This is a genomic window from Spirosoma profusum (genome assembly GCF_014699005.1).
GTDB lineage: Bacteria > Bacteroidota > Bacteroidia > Cytophagales > Spirosomataceae > Spirosoma > Spirosoma profusum.
Map to the genome: position 1 here is coordinate 12,105 of NZ_JACWZY010000053.1, position 21,317 is coordinate 33,421.

18 protein-coding genes are annotated in these 21,317 nt (G+C 47.6%); 14 read left to right on the forward strand and 4 right to left on the reverse strand.

What is annotated here, in order from left to right; genetic code table 11:
- The first annotated feature begins 82 nt into the window (after positions 1-82).
- The 6 genes from IC229_RS32380 (at position 83) to IC229_RS32405 (ending at position 5,548) form a co-directional block, all read left to right on the forward strand.
- The gene (locus tag IC229_RS32380) at positions 83-910 is read left to right on the forward strand and encodes a helix-turn-helix domain-containing protein (RefSeq protein ID WP_190892671.1); all 828 of its coding nucleotides are present in this window, start codon (positions 83-85) and stop codon (positions 908-910) included.
- A 93-nt stretch (positions 911-1,003) separates the two neighbouring features.
- Complete coding sequence (locus tag IC229_RS32385) at positions 1,004-1,564, forward strand: cupin domain-containing protein (RefSeq protein WP_190892672.1); 561 nt, start codon at positions 1,004-1,006, stop codon at positions 1,562-1,564.
- Positions 1,565-1,974: 410 nt separating this feature from the next.
- Positions 1,975-2,862, forward strand: a complete 888-nt coding sequence (locus IC229_RS32390; RefSeq protein WP_190892673.1) for an AraC family transcriptional regulator — start codon at positions 1,975-1,977, stop codon at positions 2,860-2,862.
- Positions 2,863-2,960: 98 nt separating this feature from the next.
- The gene (locus IC229_RS32395) at positions 2,961-3,977 is read left to right on the forward strand and encodes a methyltransferase (protein ID WP_190892675.1); all 1,017 of its coding nucleotides are present in this window, start codon (positions 2,961-2,963) and stop codon (positions 3,975-3,977) included.
- 92 nt (positions 3,978-4,069) lie between these two features.
- The gene (locus IC229_RS32400) at positions 4,070-4,654 is read left to right on the forward strand and encodes a cupin domain-containing protein (protein WP_190892676.1); all 585 of its coding nucleotides are present in this window, start codon (positions 4,070-4,072) and stop codon (positions 4,652-4,654) included.
- An 18-nt stretch (positions 4,655-4,672) separates the two neighbouring features.
- Positions 4,673-5,548 carry a helix-turn-helix domain-containing protein gene (locus tag IC229_RS32405; protein ID WP_190892678.1) on the forward strand — a complete coding sequence of 292 codons (876 nt, stop codon included), beginning with the start codon at positions 4,673-4,675 and terminating at the stop codon, positions 5,546-5,548.
- A gap of 16 nt (positions 5,549-5,564) precedes the next feature.
- Here IC229_RS32405 and IC229_RS32410 read toward each other — a convergent pair whose 3' ends face one another.
- Complete coding sequence (locus IC229_RS32410; RefSeq protein WP_190892680.1) at positions 5,565-6,050, reverse strand: GNAT family N-acetyltransferase; 486 nt, start codon at positions 6,048-6,050, stop codon at positions 5,565-5,567.
- Positions 6,051-6,169: 119 nt separating this feature from the next.
- On the opposite strand from IC229_RS32410, the gene IC229_RS32415 reads away from it, so the two are divergent.
- The 3 genes from IC229_RS32415 to IC229_RS32425 all read left to right on the forward strand — a co-directional run bounded on the left by IC229_RS32415 (position 6,170) and on the right by IC229_RS32425 (position 10,179).
- Entirely contained in the window at positions 6,170-6,973 is an 804-nt protein-coding gene (locus tag IC229_RS32415) for an alpha/beta fold hydrolase (protein WP_190892682.1), read from the forward strand.
- Positions 6,970-7,794 (forward strand): helix-turn-helix domain-containing protein, encoded by an 825-nt coding sequence (locus IC229_RS32420; protein ID WP_190892683.1) that lies wholly within the window; start codon positions 6,970-6,972, stop codon positions 7,792-7,794. The genes IC229_RS32415 and IC229_RS32420 overlap by 4 nt, the downstream gene beginning before the upstream one ends.
- Before the next feature lie 63 nt (positions 7,795-7,857).
- On the forward strand, positions 7,858-10,179 hold the full coding sequence (locus tag IC229_RS32425) for a S9 family peptidase (protein ID WP_317171685.1): 2,322 nt from the start codon (positions 7,858-7,860) through the stop codon (positions 10,177-10,179).
- A 57-nt stretch (positions 10,180-10,236) separates the two neighbouring features.
- Here IC229_RS32425 and IC229_RS32430 read toward each other — a convergent pair whose 3' ends face one another.
- The 3 genes from IC229_RS32430 to IC229_RS32440 all read right to left on the reverse strand — a co-directional run bounded on the left by IC229_RS32430 (position 10,237) and on the right by IC229_RS32440 (position 16,061).
- Entirely contained in the window at positions 10,237-11,352 is a 1,116-nt protein-coding gene (locus IC229_RS32430) for a serine hydrolase domain-containing protein (RefSeq protein WP_190892685.1), read from the reverse strand.
- A gap of 165 nt (positions 11,353-11,517) precedes the next feature.
- On the reverse strand, positions 11,518-12,819 hold the full coding sequence (locus tag IC229_RS32435; RefSeq protein WP_190892693.1) for a RagB/SusD family nutrient uptake outer membrane protein: 1,302 nt from the start codon (positions 12,817-12,819) through the stop codon (positions 11,518-11,520).
- 56 nt (positions 12,820-12,875) lie between these two features.
- Positions 12,876-16,061, reverse strand: coding sequence for a SusC/RagA family TonB-linked outer membrane protein (locus tag IC229_RS32440; RefSeq protein WP_190892702.1), 3,186 nt, complete (start codon positions 16,059-16,061; stop codon positions 12,876-12,878).
- 762 nt (positions 16,062-16,823) lie between these two features.
- Between IC229_RS32440 and IC229_RS32445 the strand changes: the two genes are divergently transcribed.
- The 5 genes from IC229_RS32445 to IC229_RS32465 form a co-directional block, all read left to right on the forward strand.
- Positions 16,824-18,077: a site-specific integrase gene (locus tag IC229_RS32445; RefSeq protein ID WP_190892704.1), complete on the forward strand. Its 1,254-nt coding sequence runs from the start codon at positions 16,824-16,826 to the stop codon at positions 18,075-18,077.
- Positions 18,078-18,082: 5 nt separating this feature from the next.
- Positions 18,083-19,237, forward strand: a complete 1,155-nt coding sequence (locus tag IC229_RS32450; RefSeq protein ID WP_190892706.1) for a hypothetical protein — start codon at positions 18,083-18,085, stop codon at positions 19,235-19,237.
- A 71-nt stretch (positions 19,238-19,308) separates the two neighbouring features.
- Positions 19,309-19,677 (forward strand): hypothetical protein, encoded by a 369-nt coding sequence (locus tag IC229_RS35560; RefSeq protein ID WP_223834337.1) that lies wholly within the window; start codon positions 19,309-19,311, stop codon positions 19,675-19,677.
- On the forward strand, positions 19,674-20,093 hold the full coding sequence (locus IC229_RS32460) for a VRR-NUC domain-containing protein (protein ID WP_190892707.1): 420 nt from the start codon (positions 19,674-19,676) through the stop codon (positions 20,091-20,093). Before IC229_RS35560 ends, IC229_RS32460 begins: the two co-directional genes overlap by 4 nt.
- Positions 20,094-20,153: 60 nt before the next feature.
- Positions 20,154-21,317, forward strand: a 1,164-nt coding sequence (locus tag IC229_RS32465; protein ID WP_190892709.1) for a YfjI family protein, incomplete at its 3' end; no start/stop codon positions are given.

The following is a 21,317-nucleotide window of genomic DNA, read 5'->3' on the forward strand; positions in this document are numbered from 1 at the left end:
TACGCCGATTTTTTACCACCTCAATTTAAGAAAAATGGGTTAATTTCACGCAACACCACGTTGATTTTCAATTCATTGCTGTATGATTCACACCTACATCCAGCCATCGGCACACTTGCGCGATTATATCAAGGTGTATATGCTGCTTCATTTTCAGTTTTCGCCCAATGACCCCGTTCCAATAAAACCGTTTCCAGCATCGCCAAATCAGGGAATCACGTTTTATCCGCGTGGATTTTTAACCGCACATCATCCCGATGAAGGCAAATTGATACGTCGACCGCAAACGGTAATTTTTGGTCAACAGGTTAAACGACTCAATCTGCAACTGGCTCAACAGGAATATATTATGTTCGATGTGAGTTTTCAGCCCGGCATTCTGGCGAAATTTTTACGGCATGATCTGGGCGAATTTGTCAACCAGAATACCGATGCAGAAGCGGTAATTGGCCGTGAAATCCGGTCGGTGAATGACCAGTTGGCAAACGCCGATACGTATCAGGAAATGGTTAATATCATCGAGCATTATTTGTGGAAACGTATCCAGCAAGTACAGATGACACTGCTACCGCTCGACAAAGCCAGTCGATGGATCATTCCGAACGTATCAAATTGGTCGCTGGAACGCTGGGCAGATAATTCCTGTCTGAGTATCAGTCAATTTGAGCGGAAGTTTCGGGAGCAGGTCGGTGTATCGCCCAAGTTATTTACACGTATCATTCGGTTCGACAATGCGTTTCGGCTCAAAGAAGCGAATCCTCACCTCGATTGGTTGAGTGTTGCCTTGCAGACAGGCTATCACGATTATCAGCATTTAGTCAAAGATTTCAAGCAGTTTTCTGGGGATACTCCTAATACGTTACTCAAAGAAAATGACCATTCACCCGAACGATGGTTGGGATTAATCTGACAACATTCGCGGATTTTTTACCACCAACGCTACGTCGGCAGCCCTCAACTTTGACTCGTTAATCGCATCCAGTTCACCGATAACCAGTCAAAAATGAAACGTCGTCATTTTCTTCAAAACTCAATTCTCGCCCCTGTTATGCTGTCTACTCCAACGAACGATTCTGCTGAGCGGCCAGCCAAAGGAATTACAATAAAAGACGGTAAAGCCCGTAATAATGAGCAAATTGTTGTGGCTGGTACGCCCGTTGATTTTAAGCTAATAAGCACCGATACTGATGGCGATTTAGCGATAATGATCAGCTCTAACAACCGGAAAGGAAGTGGGCCTCCAGTGCATGTTCACCAGAAATTCGATGAATTCTTCTGTGTACTCGAAGGTGAATTTTTATTTCAGGTTGGTGATGAGCAAACCCGACTTAAACCGGGTGATACCATGTTTGTTCCGCGTAAGGTAAATCATGGATTTGATTGTGTCAGCAGCCAACCGGGCAAATTGCTGGTCACCATTCAACCGGCCAGTAATATGGAAGAGTTTTTCCGGCAAATAGGTCAGGTATTCGCAAAACCCGGTCCACCCGATCTGGAAGCTATTCAGAAAATCTACCAATCGCATGACTCGGCCATTGTAGGCCCACCTGTAACGACAAAGTGATGCTACGTCCGTTGAATTCTAATTAACGTGAATTATGGTATGGCTAAGTAAACGTATTGCTGTCGCTCAGGGCTTCGACAGGCCAGCCTGACAGACCAGTTTGAGTCAACAAAGTTAAGTAGGCTGTCAGGCTGAACCTGTCGAAGCCCTGAGCGACAGCAACGCTCTACAAGTCAGGATATTAGTTTGTGAGTTATCCATAATTAACGCTAACTGGTTATTTCAGCTAGCAACGGACGTAGCATTTGCTTAAACTATTGCCATTTTGTACCAATGACCTATCTGTACTACTGTTCAACTTTGCGTAATGCCCTAAACAAGAAATAGTTATGTGAATCCTAAAATTTGGTTAACTTACCTATTTCAGCGGCTGAGGTAGTAAAGTAATCAACGTAACGCGATACAAAAGAATGATTGTCTTTGATTTCAGACCGCCCAGCCCGGCTCTTGGAGAATACGTTAGACAACATCAGATCGTTGGTGTTACGTTTGCTGATACCACGACTCCTCCCATTAAACCTTATTGGCCCCGCCCGCAAAATTGCCTGGCCTTCTTTCCCCGCGAGGCTCAGCATGTACACACGCCAGATGGTACCGGACCCGGGAAAACGTTTCGTTCTGACCTGATTGGGCAGCCCACTATCGTTACAAATCGCCACGTAGGTCACGACTTTGTTGTCTTTCAGGTTATTTTTCAACCGGGTGCTCTGTTTCGATTAACGGGTATTCCAGCTAATGAGTTGGCGAATCAGTTTCTGGACGCTGAAACAGTATTTAGTTCGGAAATTCACTCTGTAAATGAACGCCTGAGTAGTACCGATGATCCATTCGAAATGGTTGATATTGTCGAAGCGTTTCTGCACTATTTAGTACGTAGACAACGCAAAGTTAACTCCCGGTTCGACTGCTTACCGATTGATAAAGTAAGTCAGTTTTTGCTGCAAAATCCGACTTCATTTTCCTTGGACTGGCTAGCTGATCAGGCGAATCTGAGCCCGCGCCAATTTTATAATAGCTTCGTACAACGCATGGGTATTAGCCCCAAACTCTACGCTCGTATCGCCCGCTTCGACCAGACGATGAAGTTAAAAAGTACGCAGCCCCATAAAGACTGGCTGCACATTGCGATTGAGATGGGCTATTATGATTATCAACACATGGCCCGCGATTTCAAAGAGTTCACTACGTTAACGCCTATCGAATTTTTTCAGGCAGAAACGGATGCTCCAGAGCGGGCATTTGGTAATGCCGAAACGATTCAACTGCTTACGGCGTCGCATTCGCATCTCACCAGATGAAAATTTCCTGGTTACAGCACTCAATGAAACATTGCCATTTCGTCCCAATACTTCCCGTATAGTCCGCGCACTTTTGAGGTAATCAAACCTTGAAAGTTATGACAATCGAACAACTTCCTCCGGCAGCCATTCTTATGCAAATGCTCTTTGGTTATGCCGTTTCGCGCTCTATCGGTGTCGCGGCCGAACTACACATCGCTGATTTAGTAAAAGACAATCCCAAAACCGCCGACGAACTGGCAGCTCAAACCGGCTCGCATCCCCATTCGCTTTATCGCTTACTACGTGCCTGCGCCAGTGTGGGTGTTTTTGCCGAAGATGCTGATCATCGCTTCGGTCTTACGCCACTCGCCGATTGCCTACGTAGCGATAACCCGGAAAGCCTTCGCGCTTTTGCCGAAATGCTCACCAACGACACGCAGTTCCAGATGTGGGCCGACTTATCCTACAGTGTTAAAACGGGCGAACGGGCTTTCGATAAAGTGTTTGGTATGCCCGTGTTCGACTATTATTCGTCGCACGAAAAAGCAGGCAGGCTTTTCAATGAGGCCATGACAAGCCTAAGTCTGGGCGCTAGTATGGCGGTGTTAGCTGGGTATGATTTTTCTGGCATTAACAAACTGGTGGATGTGGGAGGAGGGCAGGGATTTTTGCTAGCTTCGATTCTCAAAAAATACCCCCACATGCGCGGTATGTTATTCGATCCGGGGGCGATTGTTGCTGAAGCATCGGATTTGCTGGAGGCTCAAGGCGTTACTGATCGATGTGAAATGATTGAAGGGGATTTCTTTCAGGCTGTTCCTGAAGGGGGGGATGCGTACCTGATGAAGCACATTATTCATGACTGGAACGACGAGCAATGCCTAACCATCCTACGCAATTGCCGCCGGAGCATTGTAGAAAATGGTAAACTACTGGTCGTTGAGATGGTGATTCCCGACGGCAATGAACCCTCAATGAGCAAATTACTCGATTTGCAGATGCTGGCGATTTTGCCCGGCAAGGAACGTACCGCCAACGAATACCGTGCACTATTCCAGCAATCCGGCTTTAAACTGACCCAAATTGTACCCACAATGTCGCCGTATAGCATTATTGAAGGCGTGGCTGTGTGACGGAACAAACAGGCTAATAATTGCCATTTTTTACCACCAATTGTCCTGGAAATCAATAGACTTTTGCATAACACAATAAACATCCACAAGTTATGCAACGCAGAAAATTCCTAGCCATTTCCTCAGGCGCCGTATCGACGGCGGCAACAACTGTAACGTCCACCGCTACGTTAGGTGCATCAGCCACACCTACTAAATCGGCCCTATCCGCAAAAAAACCATTCGCCGTGAAAGCCGGACAAGATCGCTTTAACCAACCAATCCTGTATCAAGGTGTCAATCCGAACCTCGTTAAAATTTCGGCAAAAGATACGGGTGATCAACTAGCTGTTTTTGAATACGAAGGCTTTGCCAAAATAGGCCCTCCGCTGCACATGCATCTTCATCAGGACGAAATTTTCTACGTAGTAGAAGGAAAGTTTCTATTTCAGGTTGGCAAGGAAAAACAGACGTTAATAGCTGGGGATACAATTTTTCTTCCCCGGAATATTCCACACACGTGGCTACAGCTTTCAGAGAAAGGAAAATTGATTTATCTTTTGCAACCAGCTGGTAATCTAGAGGATTTCTTCAAGCAGATGAACGCGTTCAAACGACCGCCAACGTTTGCTGAAGAACAGCAGGTGTCGCGGGAACACGGCGTCGAAACACTTGGCCCACCTCTGAAAATGGAATAACGTAGCAACCCATACCGGATGATTATCTTCGACTACAGACCGCCTAGTCCTGCGCTTCGGGAGTATGTTCGACAATATCAGATTGTTGGGCTTGCGTTTCAACCTGAAATAGCCGTTCCAGTAAAACCTTACTGGCCCCGTCCTGAAAACTGCCTGTCGTTTTATCCGCGTGGCGGTGATTCTATCGAGCCATTGAATGGTTTACCACTGCAGAATCCTCGATCAACTCTAAATGGACAGCATTCGGGGTTGATTTTTCGGCAGCCTCCTCACGAATTTGTTCTATTTCAGGTTGTGTTTCAACCCGGTGCTCTTTTCAGATTAACCGGACTGCCTTCCTGCGAATTAACAAATACATTTGTGGATGCCGAGGCACTGCTACCGGCTGAGATTCGGTTAGTCAACGAGCGGCTGAACGGTACGGATAACCATCTGGAAATGATTCAAATTGTCGAAGCTTTCCTGTCATATCTGATACGTCGACAAGACATTCACTACGTCCGAAACCACGTATTGCCTATTGATAAGGTGAGTCAATTTTTGCTGAACAGTACAGCCCGTATCAACCCTTCGCGATTTTCGCGGGATTGGCCCGGCCTGGACTGGCTGGCTAATCAGGCTTGTTTAAGTACAAAACAGTTCTACAATCTTTTTCTCCAGCGTACAGGTGTTAGCCCCAAACTTTACGCCCGAATTATCCGCTTCGATCAAACGATCAAACTCAAAAATGCCTGTCCACAAAAAGACTGGCTCACAATTGCGCTCGAAATGGGCTACTATGATTATCAGCACATGGTACGTGATTTTAAGGAGTTTACCTCACTTACCCCGACCGATTTTATTCTGAAAGAAGATCGCGCTCCGGAACGCTCATTCGGTAATGCTGAGACGTAGTACCATCCGGTTCAGTCTAGAGCTTTCTATACATCATATACGCATTGGTCAATCCAAGTTGCTGGTGATTAAACGCTTCGGGAATTTCGCCCAGAATGGTGAAGCCGAGTTTTTGCCAAAGCCGAACAGCTAGCTCATTGCTTTTGATCACAATGTTGAATTGCATGGCCCTGTAGCCCAGTAGTTTGGCTTCTTTCAGCGAAAACTCACCCATCATTTTTCCGATGCCTTGCCCACCTGCGTTAGGCGACGTCATATAAGCCCCGTTGGCAATGTGCGATCCTAAATCGGGCTGGTTATCTTTCAGCAGGAACGTACCAACGACTACGTCATTTAGTAGTGCTACGTAGGTATGCTTATCCGCTCCCAGCCAGAAATTCAGCATTTTTTCGCGTGACGAATCCGGCGCAAACACATACGTATCACCCGTGGCAATCACCTCTTTAATGATGGCCCAGATGGCGTCGGCATCGGCGGGCGTGGCTTTTCGAATAGTAATCATTTCTCAAAGGTAGTTGACGGGCTAAAATCGTAGTGTTCCCGGTGAAAGATGTCGATTTTCTACTTGTAGAATCCTGCGGCCAGGCAATAGGTTTGTCAGGAAATTAAACAAGAACGATTATGAAAATCAGCGCTTTACTAGTTGCATTTATTCTACTGCTCCAGACAGTTTCAGTTGCTCAGTCGAAAACATTTATCCTGATCCATGGAGCGTGGCACGGGGCCTGGTGCTGGAAAAAAGTGGTACCCTTGCTGGAGTCGAATGGCAACCGTGTACTCGCCATTGATTTACCGGGACACGGCGAGGACAAAACACCAGTTGCCACAGTTACGCTTGATAACTACGTACAGAAAGTCGTTGACGTAGCGAAAACACAAACGGGTCCGGTTATTCTGGTGGGCCACTCTATGGCGGGTGTTGTGATTGCGCAGGCCGCCGAAGTGTTGGGCCATGAAAAAGTGGCGAAGCTGGTGTTTCTGGATGCCTTCATGCCTAAAGATGGGGAGTCTGTTTTTGCCTTAGCCGGAAAAGCAGAGGCATTGAATAAGGCGGCCGGTAACGTAGCATCAGGGCCATCGCTGACCGAAAGTTTAATCCTTTCAGCCGATCAGAAAACATCAATGATAAAGCCGGACAATGCTACTCAACTCTTTTATCACGATTGTACTACAGCCGACGTAGCGTTTGCTAAAGCCCATCTAGGTTGGCAGTCGATGGCTTGCCTGGGAACGCCCGTACACGTAACGGACGCCCGGTATGGAGTCATTCCTAAAGTTTATATTCTCTGCACGCAAGCTAAGGATCTGGATAAAAGCAGGTTAACGGATAACGTTCCTGTCCAGAAAAAGTATACATTAGCCAGTAGTCACTCGCCGTTTTTCTCCATGCCCGAAAAACTGGTAGCCATTCTTCAGGAACTATGATTTTCAATGAAATCCTGCCAAGCCCGGCCCTAAAGCCGTTCGTCCAAAATTACCTGTTGGTCCATCTTGACTATGTGCCACCAGACTTTCAAACAAAACCTTATCCAACACGAATCGAGCAGGCTCTTGTCTTTTTTGCGCGAGGATACATCGAATCGCATGATCCGCAGTCAGGTATTGTTTCAAAAATAACCAGTAATGCGTTTTTTGGTCAACAGGTTTCGCGACTAAACTTTCGCACTTTTTCAGACCCCGATTTCCTGATGCTGATGGTCATTTTTCGGCCAGGGGCTATGTATCGATTACTGGGTTTTTCGAGTAATGAGCTGACTAATGAATTTTGTAATGCCGAATTGATGCTAAACGCTGAAATACAATCGGTAAATGACCAAATCGCGAATGCCCGTACCTATAAAGAGGTAATCGAACGGGCCGAAGCTTATCTGCTACGTAGGCTTAGAACGGTAAAAATAGACGCGCATCCCATTGACCGAATCGGCGAATTATTGTTCCAGAATCCAACCCCATTTTCGTTAGATTGGCTGGCAGATCAATCCAATTTGAGTTCGCGCCAGTTTGAACGAAAATTTGTTGAGCGGATGGGCGTCGGCCCCAAATTATATAGTCGCATCAGTCGGTTTCATCAGGTATTTATGCGTAAGGAAATGCATCCTGATCTCGATTGGCTTACGATTGCCGTTCAATATGGTTATTCCGATTACAATCATCTGGCGAAAGATTTCAGGCAATTTGCCAACGTAACACCGAACGTAATGATATCTGAATATGCCCATCGTCCGGAAATTGTGATTACGCTATGAGACCTAGGCTCATTGGCTTTCGGAGGCTATATTTATCGGTTGAACTTCCTCCGGAAACCAGTTATGACTGCCTGCCTGTTTGTCTCGCTTTGGCGTATTACGTACTACGTTCTGTTGCTGCTTTTGCCACTTACAAGTTTGGCGCAAGGTACGTTGGCCGATTATCAACGCGCGGAATTTCTGAACGGGGCGTTTCAGAATAAGGTCTACAACGCGCCGGAATGGGTTCAATGGGTGAATCAAACACATTCGTTCTGGTACCTGAAAACTACGGCGAACGGCAAAGAATTTGTTAAAGTCGACGCGGAGCGAGCCACTAAAGAACCCGCTTTCGACCAGAAGCGACTTGCTACGTCGCTGAGTCAGTTGACGGGACGTAGCATTACGCCTTATCAACTCCCGTTTACGGACGTAACACTTGGAGCAAACGACGTATCATTCAAAATCAAAGATTCAATCTTCACGTGTCCGCTCGATACGTATCAATGTCGGCTCAAGGGGGTAATTATGCCTGAACCATCACGCTACTGGGGTGGGCAGAACGACGAACGCGAAGGCAAGCCAGTTCCTTCACCCGATGGCGTATACGTAGCGTTCATCAAAAACCACAACGTCTACATTCGCTCAAGCCGCCAACCAACTGAGGACGTAGCATTAAGTTTCGATGGTTCGGAAGGAGAGTATTACTCGGCCCGACTGGTTTGGTCGCCCGATTCGAAAAGGCTGGCTGTCAACAAAGTAAGAGCCAACGCCCCCCACCTGATTTACCTAATCGAATCCTCCCCAACCGACCAGTTGCAGCCCAAACTACAGTCGCGACCCTACCTGAAACCCGGCGATGCGCTGCCCCAACGAACGCCAACGTTGTTTCTGATTGAGAGTAAAAAGCAAATTCAGGTGCCCGCTTCGCTCATTGCCGAACAATATAACGTATCAACGCCCCAATGGCGGAAAGACAGTCGGGCGTTCACGTTTGAGTATAATCAGCGGGGTCATCAGCGGTACACGATTTTCGAGATGAGCGCCGACGGGAACGTAAAGCCGCTGATTGACGAGACGAGCAAAACGTTCATCTGCTACAGTGGCAAAAACTATCGTTATGACGTAGCAGATGGCAGGGAAATTATCTGGGCGTCGGAGCGCGACGGCTGGAATCACCTCTACTTGTACGACGGAACCGGAAAGCTGAAAAATCAGATCACGAAAGGCAACTGGGTGATGCGCCGGGTAGTCTACGTCGATGAAGTGAAACGTACCGTTTTATTTGAAGGTAGCGGAAAAGAGGCTGGGCAGGACCCTTATTTCAGTCAGTTCTATCGCGTCAATTTTGATGGAACCGGATTTACTACGTTAACACAAGAAAACGGTAACCACCGAGCGTATTTCTCGGATGATTATCAATACGTTGTCGATAGCTATTCCCGCGTCGATGAACCGCCAGTTACGGTGCTACGTCAGGCGGCAACTGGCAAGGTAATTATGGATTTGGAGAAAGCCGACATCAAACCGTTGATGGCGACAGGCTGGAAATTACCGGAAGTTTTCACCGCCAAAGGGCGTGACGGCCAAACAGATATCTGGGGCATCATTGTCCGACCATCGAATTTCGACCCGACAAAAAAATACCCGGTTATCGAATACATTTACGCCGGTCCGCACGATTCGTTTGTGCCAAAAAGTTTCGTTACGGATTCGCGCGGATCACTGCACGAAATGGCCGAACTAGGTTTTATTGTCGTGCAATGCGATGGCATGGGTACGTCGAATCGCTCGAAAGCTTTTCACGACGTAAGCTGGCAAAATCTGAAAGACGCTGGATTCCCGGACCGCATTGCCTGGATGAAAGCGGCTGCTCAGAAATATCCGTACATGGACCTGAGCAAGGTGGGTATCTGGGGCAATTCGGCGGGAGGACAAAGCTCGGCTGGGGCGTTGCTATTGCATCCCGATTTTTATAAAGTAGCCGTTTCGTCGTCGGGTTGTCACGACAATCGGATGGATAAAATCTGGTGGAACGAACAGTGGATGGGTTATCCGATTGGTCAGCACTACGTTGAATCTTCGAACGTAACACACACCAAAAATCTGAAAGGTAAACTCCTCCTGATTCTGGGCGAGTTAGACGATAACGTTGACCCTTCCTCTACGTTTCAGTTCATCAACGCGCTGGTTAAAGCCAATAAGAATTTCGATTTTCTGATGATTCCGGGTATGGGTCACTCGCTTGGTGGTGACTATGGCGAACACAAACGACGCGATTTTTTCGTAAAAACACTTGCTTGGTGTAGATCCACCCGAGTGGTTGTGGGTGCCGAATATTACGATTCCCAAGCCTTGAAATGGTTCGTGATGTTGGTTACTAATAACCGACAAATTAGGTTTTGAGAAACCTCACAAAGTCAGATTTGAGAATCTGTCTTCACGGAAAAATTGGAAGAAATGTCATTGGACCACCGTCGTTTCAATCGTTTTCAGAATTGTCGGCAACTTCTCGTGGGCGTTGTTGCAGAGGAGAATAATCGTTTTATCGGCATCCACGTAGCGAATAATCTGCGTTTTGTAGCCGGGGTTATCGCCACTGTGACGTACCACTTTTCCAAGTTTGGATTGCTGCAACTCCCACCCAAACCCGTACGGCGACGTAGTGCCATCGTTTAGTCTGGCGGGTTTAAAAGCCTCCGCAAGTGTTTGGTGATTAACCAATTGGCTAGAATATAGCGCCCGGTCCCATTTCAGTAAATCGTCGGCAGTGGAACTGATACGTCCGGGACCTTTGCGGTTGCCGAGCCAGATGGCATAATTGAACTGCGGAAACGAATCAGCCCGAACGTAGCGTTTTTTCTCCGGTACGTATAGATGCCCCCAGGCCATAGTGGGCAATTTCACTTTCTGATCGAGGGTAGGAATATCGGTGTGCGTCATGCCAACCGGATTGAAAATGCGCGACCGGCAAAACTGAATGAAATCCTGCCCGGAAGCACGTTCGGCAATGCTGGCCAGTAGCATATAACCCGTGTTGCTGTACTCGTACTTCGCACCGGGCTCAAACAATTTTGGCGGATGGTATTTGATGAGGTAAGCAATGTTGTCGGCATTGTCAGCCACCTTAGTCTTATCCCAATACTTATCCATTACGTCCTGATAATCAGGTAAACCCGATGTGTGGTTAAGCAAATGACGAATGGTAATTCCTGGATACGGCAAATTCGAAATGTACTTGTCAATTCGGTCGTCATACTCTAGTTTACCTTCCTGTTTCAGCATCAGAATGGTCATAGCCGTAAACTGTTTCGAAACCGACGCCAGTTCGAAAATCGAGCCCGTGGTCATAGGCGTTTTCGTTTCGAAATTCTGGTAACCGAACGCTTTTTCGTAAACCGGTTTGCCTCCGTTAGCAATCAGCACAACGCCACTAAAGTCAGGAATATCAGCGAAAAGGGCATCCAACTCTTTTTCGAGAGACGTTGACGATTTTGGGTTGGGATATGTATAGGCTACGAAAAATAAGGCACTAATTACTACAATGGCCAGAGGAAGACGATATCGAAGTAAGGTCATTGGGTAGTTGATGAAGGGTGTATGTTAACCGCAAATGTCAAAGCGCTAAAAAATAGGTTGAACCTTTCAAGACAGGCCCCTAATAAGCATTTTTGTCATTCTGACGAAGGAAAATTTAAGATTTTTCCTTCGTCAGAATGACAAAAATAGACTACAGTCTTGTTCTTAACTCGGATCAGTAGCAGGCGTACTCGTATTATTTTCCCGCTCTACACGTGGGTAGGGGAAAAAATTACGGTTCCGCTCCGAACCAGCTGCACCCGGACCCGGCCGGTTAAACCGACGGCTATCCTCAAGCCGGAAGCCCGTGAACGCCAGTTCAATATGGCGATTACGTAGTATTTCCAGCAGAATAGCATCGGCTGTTTGAGCGCCACTGTAAGCAGGTAAACCAGCACCCACCCCGAAGGCATCAGTAGCCGCCGTTTTGGTCAGCACTTTATTTAGAGCCGTTACGGCACCCGTCAGATCACCCTTGCGGGCCGAAGCTTCGGCCTGAATCAGCAGGATTTCGCCGGGGAGATACACCGGAATGGGTGTATTGTTTGCCGTATAAAAACCGGTTCCCAGATTTGCTTTCGTATTTGCTGTTTGTGTGTAGAAAGCAATTCGTTTGTCAGCAGCATTTGGGGCCAGAACTGCCGGTAAACCCAGCGCCGTGTTGGTTGGCGCATACACGTTCACATTCCCGAATGCCGTGAAGAAAATCGGGTTGCGTGACGTATCATCGAAGTTAAACACTGACTTCTTGGTCAGATCGACTTTGGCAGCTGCCGCTAAGGCTTTATCGTAGTCGCCAGCCATCAACGCATACCGGGCAATCAGTGCCTGCAACGTATTAGGAATGTCGATACCGGCAGGTACTTTGCCCGTGAAGTTAGCTGATACCGGGTTAGCCGTTACCATCGTTGCCGCCGTCTCTAGCGAAGCAATGGCATTTTTCAGCATATCGATTCGGTCGACGAAGGGCGCGTTTTCGCCCGTAACAATCGGTGCCGACTGGAAGAACTGTGCCAACGTACCAATGGCCAACGCCCGGAAAATAGACGCGTAAGCAACGATACCGCTTTTGGTGCCTGGATCGGTTACAACACCCGTATTCGCTAACACCAGATCGGCGTTGGAACGTAGCAGTTGGGATTGGGTCCAGATGATACGTACTACTCCGTTTGAGCTTGTTACGTTAGCCTGACCCTGTTGCAGGGCAAATTCTTCGCCGTTGCCCTGGTTCAGTACAATCAACTCATTAGTAGTCAGCCCGCCAGCCGAAACGGCGCTGCCCAAAACAGACCCGCCACCACCTACGGAGTAGCGGTACTGCAAACTGTTACAAACCGTAATCAGCCCGTCAGTCGAACCAACCACCTGCGGCTGGCTGGCCGTGCTAGGGTTCAGATATTCCTGCGTACAGGCGTTCTGGAGTACCAGTAAACCCGCTAGAACGGAAGTTATGATGATTTTTTTCATGTTAGTCGTAAGTCGCTAATTGTCAGCCTCTGATGACTGACCACTGTCGACTTGTTTTAGAATGAAGCCGATAATTTTACCTGATACGTGCGGGGAATGGGTACGTTACCGAAATCAAGGCCACGTAGCAAATCGTTGGTGCCACCTGCGTTGGTTTCCGGATCGAAACCCGTGTATTTATCCCATGAATACAAATTGCGGCCAATCAGTGATACGTTAATGTTGCTGACGTTTTTAATCAACTTAGGCAACGTATAACTCAGCGAAACTTCCCGCAGTTTGGTGTAAGCACCGCTTTCTACGCGCCATTCTTCGGTGTTGTAAATCGCGAAAATGTATCCCCGTTGTCTTTCTCCTTTTAACTCCTGTTCTACGTAATCACCAATACCAACGCCCTGCCGCGTCCGACGGTCAGCGTTAAATACGTCGACGCCCTGCACGGCATCCAATAAAATGTGCAGTGAGAATGCTTTGTAATTCAGATTTGTCGTGAACGAACCCGTCCATTTTGGGTTCGGGTTGGCGATCACAATGTTCGCTGTTGGAGACGCCGTGTTTGGCTGTCCTTCTGAATTGCGAGCTTTTACAAAGTCAGTTGAGCCAACTGCCTGCGACGAAGCCCGTTCTGATTGTGGGAAATCTTGCGCAGTTAACAGTAATTCACCATTATCCTTACGTGCGTATCCAGTTCCATAATACACGCTGGCGGGCTGACCTTGTAACAGATAAGGGGCGCCAGCAGGCGATGCAATGGCAATAGCGGGGCTTCCCAACGACAATACCTTGTTTCGGTTGCTGTTGAAAATAGCCGTTACGTCCCAGGTGAAATCCCTGGTTTTAACGGGTACAAGGTCCAGAACAACTTCAACACCCTTGTTTTCCATCGTACCTACGTTGTTAATAATCCCTGTTCCGCCCGACGACGGTGCCAGCGCCCGGTTCACAACCAGATCTTTAATCTGCTGGTTATAATACGTTACGCCCAGGCCAACCCGGTTATTCACGAACGAAAGGTCGACACCGCCCTCAATTTCGGCCATTCGCTCAGGCCGAACCAGTGGGTTAGCTAATTGAGCGTTAGGCTGTAACGTATTCTTACCCAGATACGCAAGTGGCGTGAACTGATAGAAACGGCTGTACGAACCAACACCCGACAGGTTACCTGCCTCCCCATAGCTGAGCCGTAATTTCAGGCTATTGAACGCCTTATTGAATGAGGCATCTTTCCAGAAACTCAGGTCAGAAACGACAAACGAACCACTGACTTTCGGATAAAACTGATTGGTCACTTCAGGCGAAAATTTCGACGACTGGTCGCGACGAACAGCCGCCGTCACGAACGCCAAATTGTTGTAGCCAATTGTGGCCTGTGCGAAATAACCACTCAGGTTAAAACGGTCGAGGCTGTAGTTGGCCTGAACCGTCGTGCTGGCGGCACCGGCCACGGTTTCGATAAAGGGCGACAGGTTCTGGCCCTGCGCAATTGAGTAATCGGACCGGAAAAACTGATAGCTGTAACCGGCCATCGCATTCAGCTTGAACTGCTCCGATAATTGCCGCTCGTAGCTGATATTCAGGTCGGTATTTATCTGGAAAACCGTGTTATTTGCCGTGGCCGAATACCCCAGCGGATATAGGTTTGCACCTAGTTGGGCCTGACCTGCATATGGGTAGGGGCGAATGTAATTTTGCCCAACCTGCCCATACGTATCAACGCCCAGAATGTAGTCGATGCTCAGTCCTTTCAGCGGAGTCAGGTTCAATTGAACATCGCTCACAGTACGGTTCACCGACTGCGTAAAACGCATATCTTCGATGGTCGACAGCGGGTTCACACGAGGGCCTTCAACCGCCTGCAAGTTGCCCGACGCATCGCGCTTGGTGATGTCGTAGATGTTGTTCAGGATGGTCACCGAGTTCATCGGGCTGTAGAATACGTTCCCGTTGGCTTTCTCGTTGGCGAAGCTGTTGGCGTAGGTTAAGCCAGCCGAAAGTTTCGCCCAGTTGGTCAGGCGCTGGTCGAGACGAGCGCGGAAATTATAGCGGGTAAAATCGGTGCCTTTGATGATCCCTTCGTTTTTCAGATACCCAAACGATACGTAGTACTGCGTGTTGTCGCGTCCGCCCGATACCGAAATCGAATTGTCGGTACCATATCCCGTCCGGAAAATCTGGTCGAAATAATTGTAACGCGGTACGTTATCTACTACGTTCGATAGGAGGTAGTTAGGCGTACCATCGCGGTTAATCAACGTAAACGTAGTAGCCGGATTCAGTGCAATAGCTGCCTGTTGGGCCGCCCCTAGTGCGAAGGTCTGGATTGGGTAGAGCCGTTGCTGGGCATTCCCAAACGTTTTGTTGTACAGGTTAATCGGTACGCTTTTCCGAAGTTCATTGACATTGAACGAGGTCGAAACGGTGATTTTTGGAGCGCCCGTCGTACCTCGTTTGGTCGTAATAATGACTACCCCGTTGGCCGCCCGCGAACCGTATTGCGCAGCCGCAGCTGCTCCGTTCAATACGCTCAACGTAGCAATATCGTTGGGGCTGATATCGGCGAGTCGGTTCGTACCCGCCTGTGCCGAGCCAATCTGATCGGCCACGGCGAGTTGCGATACGTTGCTGCTCTGATTGCTCACAATAACCCCATCAATAACGTAGAGCGGGTCCGACGAACCCGTCAGCGATTTGATCCCCCGCAAGCGAATGGACATCGACCCAGAAGGGTCGCCTGAGTTCTGAACAATTTGAGCACCAGGAACTTTGCCTTGCAGCGAGTTCAACAACCCAGCCGAACCGGATTGCTGTATATCCGATGCTTTAATCGTACTGATCGCGTTACCGAGCGAACGCCGTGAAGCCTGCTGACCCGGTGACGTAACAACTACTTCATCAAGGTTGGCAATGTCTTCTTTCAGCGTTACGTTCACGGTCGATTGTGCACCTGCATTTACCGTCTGCGTTGCCGCCTGATAACCGACAGCCGTGATCCGTAATGTTACCTGGCCATCGCTGATTGGCGTGAATTGATAGTTGCCGTCGACATCGGTAACGGTACCGGTGTTCGTTCCCGGTACCTGAACGGTGACGCCCGGAATCCCGTTTCCGTTGGCATCGGTGATACGTCCGCGAATAGGCGGGCGCGTTCCCTGCCCGAAGCTGATTGTGTACAGCAAAAGCATTGCCCAAATGAGTCCAACCTGCCGGGCATGTTGAACTATGAGCGAATAAACGTGGGTCATAGTACCTGATGTTAGGTGAGAATGTACTGAGAAAAGTTAATTGTAATCTACAAATCTAATGAAATCGGGGTTACTTTAAATGGGGTAATAGCCGTATTCGCCAGATAATTGGCGTATGGTGAGGTGAAATCTCTGGTTGCCTTAGTTCCTGATAAAACTATTAAAATACAAGATTGTCCGGAAAAGTAAGATAAGCGAATACGGGTGAGCAGCTCCTACCGCTGAGACAGGGAAAGTATTATTGTGAAATGAGTTATGACCGAGGTTATTGAATGAAACTCGATAAGCCAACGCCTTGGGGGTGATGTGCTGAAGGCCAGACCATTTTGCTAGTTTTACGCCATGAGTAAGCATAAAAACAATTTCATGTCGTCTGGACGCATAAGTGCCGGTTTCGTGTATTCACCGGCTTGATGAAGGACTTGGTTGATTATGATATTCGGCTGTTGAGCGATTGGAAAGGCTGTGACGTTATTGAGTTACAAGGGCGTCGGAAATGTATTTCAAGTTGTTTTGCAGTCAAACAAAAAAAGCACTTTGTAAGTGTTTACAAAGTGCTTAATTATGAGGGTGGGCCAGGCAGGGCTCGAACCTGCGACTTACTGATTATGAGTCAGCGGCTCTCTTCATTTTGTTATTTTTGATTAGTTTCTAATGGGCTGATAATCTGCGAATACAAGGCTTTTTAGTGTTGATTGGTTTTTGTTATTCCCGGCTATTTATATAAGTTTGTGTAAACCACTGTGTAAACCGGGCTTTTTTATGGCCAAAGCTACTGATTACAAAGACAGCGATGCGCTGGTTAAAGTCATTCTCTACAAATCTAAGACATTGGCCGATGGGTCGCACCCGCTTATGGTGCGAATTACCAAAGATCGCCAGCGAAAATACGTTTCCACCGGACTTAGCTTGCAACTGAAGCACTGGGATGATAAAAAGGCAGAACCGCGCCGGAATTGCCCGGACCGATTACTGGTAGAGGCCTCTATTAACAAGTGGAAAGCCAAGTTTACCGAAGCCGCCAGCGACCTCAAGCAGGAGGAAAAACCCTTCAGCGCTTTACGGGTTGCCGCCAAGGCCGCTAAGTCCGTTCGCAAGGTAAGCGTGCTGGGCTTTATCGATGAATACAACGACAGGCTCAATAAAGAAAAACGTATGGGTACGGCCTCAACAGTGCGGGATATACGCCGGGCGTTGGTGCGCTATGAGACCGACGAAGGCCGTTCACCTGAAAAGCTGCTATTTACTGAGGTTACTCCTGGCTACCTGGATGACTTCCGCTCAACGCTGGCTGAACGGGGACTGGCCGAAACATCGATGGCGGTTTATTTCCGAACGCTACGACTGGTCTACAACCAGGCCATAAAGCGCGGCTTGGTACATGATAAGCATTACCCTTTCCGGGAGTTTAAAGTCAGCCAGTTCGACCTGAGAACGCGCAAACGGGCTATCTCCAAAGAAGAGATCGGGCGAATCGTTGACCTAAAACCTGAAACGGCCCGGTTGCAGCTTGCCCGGGACTTGTTTGTATTCAGTTACTACGGGGCAGGTATCAACTTTGTCGATATGGCTTATCTGACCTGGAATGACGTGCAGAATGGACGCCTGCGTTACGAGCGCAAAAAAACGGGACACCTGTTCAATTTTAAGCTCTCTGTTATCGCCCAGCAAATTCTGGATTATTACCGGCCGCTTACCTATAAAGGTATTGATGCCTATGTATTTCCAATTCTGGACCGCCACCGCCACCAGACACCCAAACAGGTTGATAACCGGATACATAAGATACTGGGCCAGGTAAATCCTGATTTGAAAGTGATAGCCCAGATGGCTGGGGTAGAGGTTGTCCTGACTACGTATGTGGCCCGCCATAGCTTCGCTACAGCGCTTAAGTATTCAGGTGTGGCAACGGCTGTGATTTCGGAAGCGATGGGCCACCAGACCGAAAGCATTACACAGACGTATCTGGCTTCGTTTGAGAATGAATTGATTGATGAAGCTTTTGACAATTTGTAGTGGAGATGGATCGTCTGATTTTAAGTCAAGAACAAGTAGAAAGGCTCTATGATGAAATTAAGCACTACCCTGCCTTGATTTCAACTTTGAGTGATTATGAAAGATCAAAGATAAAGGTGTTTGCCAATCTGAAGCTAGGCCTAGCTTCAGCAGTAAGAGAGAGACTTCAAAAAGAAGTTTATGATGATACTGGTGGTTGTATTGGCACTCAACAGCAATTAAATGAATGGTTAACAAATGTAAGCCTGGAAGATGATGCAACAAAAGTATTAAGGGAGCTAACTGATTATGAGGAGTCAATAAACCCAAAGCAACAACAAATGAATGAACACGTTACTATTGATCAAATAATAGCTAAACGCCGTGAAAAACTCAGCTATTTATTAAGTGATGAAAATACAAATCTGTTGTATGCTCCCTTTCCTAAGGTTTGGAAAGGGTCGGTTGAAGAAATGAAAGTTATTGAGAAAACACTTAGACAATCATTAATCAATAGTCTAAATAGCGCATGGGCTGTTTCAGAAGAGTGGGTTAAAGATTTTAGGCAAGAGGCTATTCAACAACCCCATGATATCGATAACATATTCAATGCTCATTTTAGCCACTACAAAAATTTAACCAACCAATACAAGCCCTTTAATCGCTGGGCCCTAGAATATTGGCCTGAGCCAGTAAAGCCCGATTCCAAATATGTAGTCAATGGTTTATGGAGAGAATTATTCGACTTATGCTATACCAACAACGTAGAAATGGGTGTTGCTTTTGATCTAGTTGAAATAGTATTTTCTGCGAATTTAACTGTGGCTAAGCTTAGTAGGGATCGGGTCAACCAGTCGGCTCTTGAAAACGCGGTAGATGAACTTGGGTTAAGTATTACTAAGAATGCACAAAATATCAATGATGATAAATTAACAGATAGAGAAAAAGCACTGATTCATTGTTATAAAGGGTTACCACCAATAAGTAGAGGGGAGCCTTTATACAATAAATATATAGCTCTTGCCACACCTAAAAAGCGCATAAGCTACCCAAATGATTCAATAGTAAGAGCAAAGAGGCTAATAGCATCAATCGAAAAAATACTACCAATGCTAGATGAATTTGAAAGGAAACAGGCTGAAAATGAAATAAATACAATCTGGGCAAATTTTAGTAACTAGTTGCAACCGGTTGCTCTCTTTTAACCCGGCTAATCTTTGCTACCGTCAATCACGTAAAACGACGGCAAGCAATGAATAATCCATTTGAACCAATTAACGCCCGGTTAACAAACCTAGAAGCGTTAACACTAGAAGTCCTGCAATATTTGCGTAGTGGGCAAGCAGGTGACAAAAATGACACCACTCCTTATGAAAATTTCGACTGGCTCTGCCAAGTCTGTAAAGGAATTCCACCAAGCACACTACGCATTAAATCGGCTGCTGGTGAAATTCCGGGAGTAGTTAAATTTGGTAAACGGGTTCTCTATGAAAAAGCGGTAGTACTGAACTGGCTACGTAGTCAGTCGAGCCAGCCATTAGATCCTGCATTAATCGAGCAGCGGGCAGAGCAGCAGATAAAATGCCAGCTCAATCGGAAAAAAGGAGGTGTGGCAGCATGAGCCACCTACCCGCCTTCCGCCAACTCCAGAACTTCATCGGCGAACAGACTGCCCGTAAACCACGTAAGAAGGGCGTAAAGCCAGAATCGGCTAATGCCCTCACTCGTCGGATAGTTGAGCATATCCGTAACCGGGGCCACTTCGCCACTCGCCTGCAATCAACTGGTACCTACCGAGATGATCTAAAAAAATTCGTGCCCAGTCAGCAACGTCTAGGCTTGCCCGATGTGATGGCCGTAGTTGGTGGTCGCTCTGCTTTTATCGAAATCAAAGTAGGTAGGGATACTCTTAGTAAAGATCAAAAGAAAGCCATTGCAGAACTGCAACAGGCAGGCGCTGCGGTCTTCATTGCTCATGATTTCGACTCCTTCCAAGCTTGGTTTCAAGCCGAGTTTCTCACCCCGCCCTTCGCATAATCCCACTCACAAAAAAGCCGCCCTGGGCCCAAACCAGAACGGCTGAAAATCATCACGACTATGCCTGAAAGTACGTACGAAGATACGCAAATTGACGTAGAAATAGAAGAAGGTTTTGATCCTGATCAACTGAAGCAACCAAACCAACAAACTTATTCGACAGAGGACGAATGGCTACCTCCCCAGCCGATTACTACCGATCTATTGCCGGTTTTACCTCTTCTGCCGGAGATGATTCCCGAGCCTTTACGCCCCTGGCTGACTGACAATGCCTACCGTATGAAGTGCCCCCTAGACTTTGTGGCTTCACCGGCGCTGGTTATGCTCTCTGCCCTGATTGGTACCCGGCTTACCATATTACCCAAGACTAGAGATGACTGGACCATTGTCCCCAATCTGTGGGGGGCGATTATTGGCGATCCATCCAGTATGAAAACCCCCTCATCCAGTGCCGTTTTTAAGCCCCTGACCCGTTTGGTACTCGCTGCTCAGGAAAAGTTTGAAGGAGAGATTCGGACGTATGAAATGGAAATGGTGGAATATGAAGCCCAGAAAAAGGCCCATGCAGCGCAAGCGCAGGACCGACATAAAGGCAAGACCATCGACAACCCGGTTAGCTATCCCGAAGCGCCCACAAAACCCAAAGAACGGCGCTATATAGCCAATGACCCCACCACCGAAAAGCTGGCTGACCTGCTGAATGAAAATCCAACGGGTATCCTGGTGAGCCGGGATGAGTTGATCGCCTTGCTTGCTACCTGGGAAAAGAGTGGGCGGGAGCAGGACCGGGCTTTCTACCTGGAAGGCTGGAACGGTAGCGGGTCCATTACTATCGACCGAATTGCCCGCGGCACTTCTCATGTGAAGTTTATCTGTATCTCACTCTTTGGGGGCATTCAGCCCGCTAAACTGCTGGGCTACCTTCGAGCGGCCACTGAATACGATAACGATGGTTTTGTACAGCGGTTGCAACTGGCGGTTTACCCCGATAAGGTCCCCTGGGCATATACTGATGAATATCCAGATAAACACGCCCGCGATAAGGCATTTGCCCTGATTCAACAACTCGCGGATTCTGACTTCTCTACTATTGCTTACCAGGCTGACGAATACAACCGCTTTCCCTATACCCGATTTGAGCCAGCCGCTCAGGAAGTCTTTAAGACTTGGCTGACCGAGTGGGAAACCGAGGTGCTACCCAATGAGAGCGGGCTATTACTGGAG

What these genes read in the sequence shown, in the direction of transcription:
- IC229_RS32380 (WP_190892671.1), top strand. Translation starts at nt 83, where the DNA reads ATGATTCACACCTACATCCAGCCATCGGCACACTTGCGCGATTATATC.
- IC229_RS32385 (WP_190892672.1), top strand. Translation starts at nt 1,004, where the DNA reads ATGAAACGTCGTCATTTTCTTCAAAACTCAATTCTCGCCCCTGTTATG.
- IC229_RS32390 (WP_190892673.1), top strand. Translation starts at nt 1,975, where the DNA reads ATGATTGTCTTTGATTTCAGACCGCCCAGCCCGGCTCTTGGAGAATAC.
- IC229_RS32395 (WP_190892675.1), top strand. Translation starts at nt 2,961, where the DNA reads ATGACAATCGAACAACTTCCTCCGGCAGCCATTCTTATGCAAATGCTC.
- IC229_RS32400 (WP_190892676.1), top strand. Translation starts at nt 4,070, where the DNA reads ATGCAACGCAGAAAATTCCTAGCCATTTCCTCAGGCGCCGTATCGACG.
- IC229_RS32405 (WP_190892678.1), top strand. Translation starts at nt 4,673, where the DNA reads ATGATTATCTTCGACTACAGACCGCCTAGTCCTGCGCTTCGGGAGTAT.
- IC229_RS32410 (WP_190892680.1), bottom strand. Translation starts at nt 6,050, where the DNA reads ATGATTACTATTCGAAAAGCCACGCCCGCCGATGCCGACGCCATCTGG.
- IC229_RS32415 (WP_190892682.1), top strand. Translation starts at nt 6,170, where the DNA reads ATGAAAATCAGCGCTTTACTAGTTGCATTTATTCTACTGCTCCAGACA.
- IC229_RS32420 (WP_190892683.1), top strand. Translation starts at nt 6,970, where the DNA reads ATGATTTTCAATGAAATCCTGCCAAGCCCGGCCCTAAAGCCGTTCGTC.
- IC229_RS32425 (WP_317171685.1), top strand. Translation starts at nt 7,858, where the DNA reads ATGACTGCCTGCCTGTTTGTCTCGCTTTGGCGTATTACGTACTACGTT.
- IC229_RS32430 (WP_190892685.1), bottom strand. Translation starts at nt 11,352, where the DNA reads ATGACCTTACTTCGATATCGTCTTCCTCTGGCCATTGTAGTAATTAGT.
- IC229_RS32435 (WP_190892693.1), bottom strand. Translation starts at nt 12,819, where the DNA reads ATGAAAAAAATCATCATAACTTCCGTTCTAGCGGGTTTACTGGTACTC.
- IC229_RS32440 (WP_190892702.1), bottom strand. Translation starts at nt 16,061, where the DNA reads ATGACCCACGTTTATTCGCTCATAGTTCAACATGCCCGGCAGGTTGGA.
- IC229_RS32445 (WP_190892704.1), top strand. Translation starts at nt 16,824, where the DNA reads ATGGCCAAAGCTACTGATTACAAAGACAGCGATGCGCTGGTTAAAGTC.
- IC229_RS32450 (WP_190892706.1), top strand. Translation starts at nt 18,083, where the DNA reads ATGGATCGTCTGATTTTAAGTCAAGAACAAGTAGAAAGGCTCTATGAT.
- IC229_RS35560 (WP_223834337.1), top strand. Translation starts at nt 19,309, where the DNA reads ATGAATAATCCATTTGAACCAATTAACGCCCGGTTAACAAACCTAGAA.
- IC229_RS32460 (WP_190892707.1), top strand. Translation starts at nt 19,674, where the DNA reads ATGAGCCACCTACCCGCCTTCCGCCAACTCCAGAACTTCATCGGCGAA.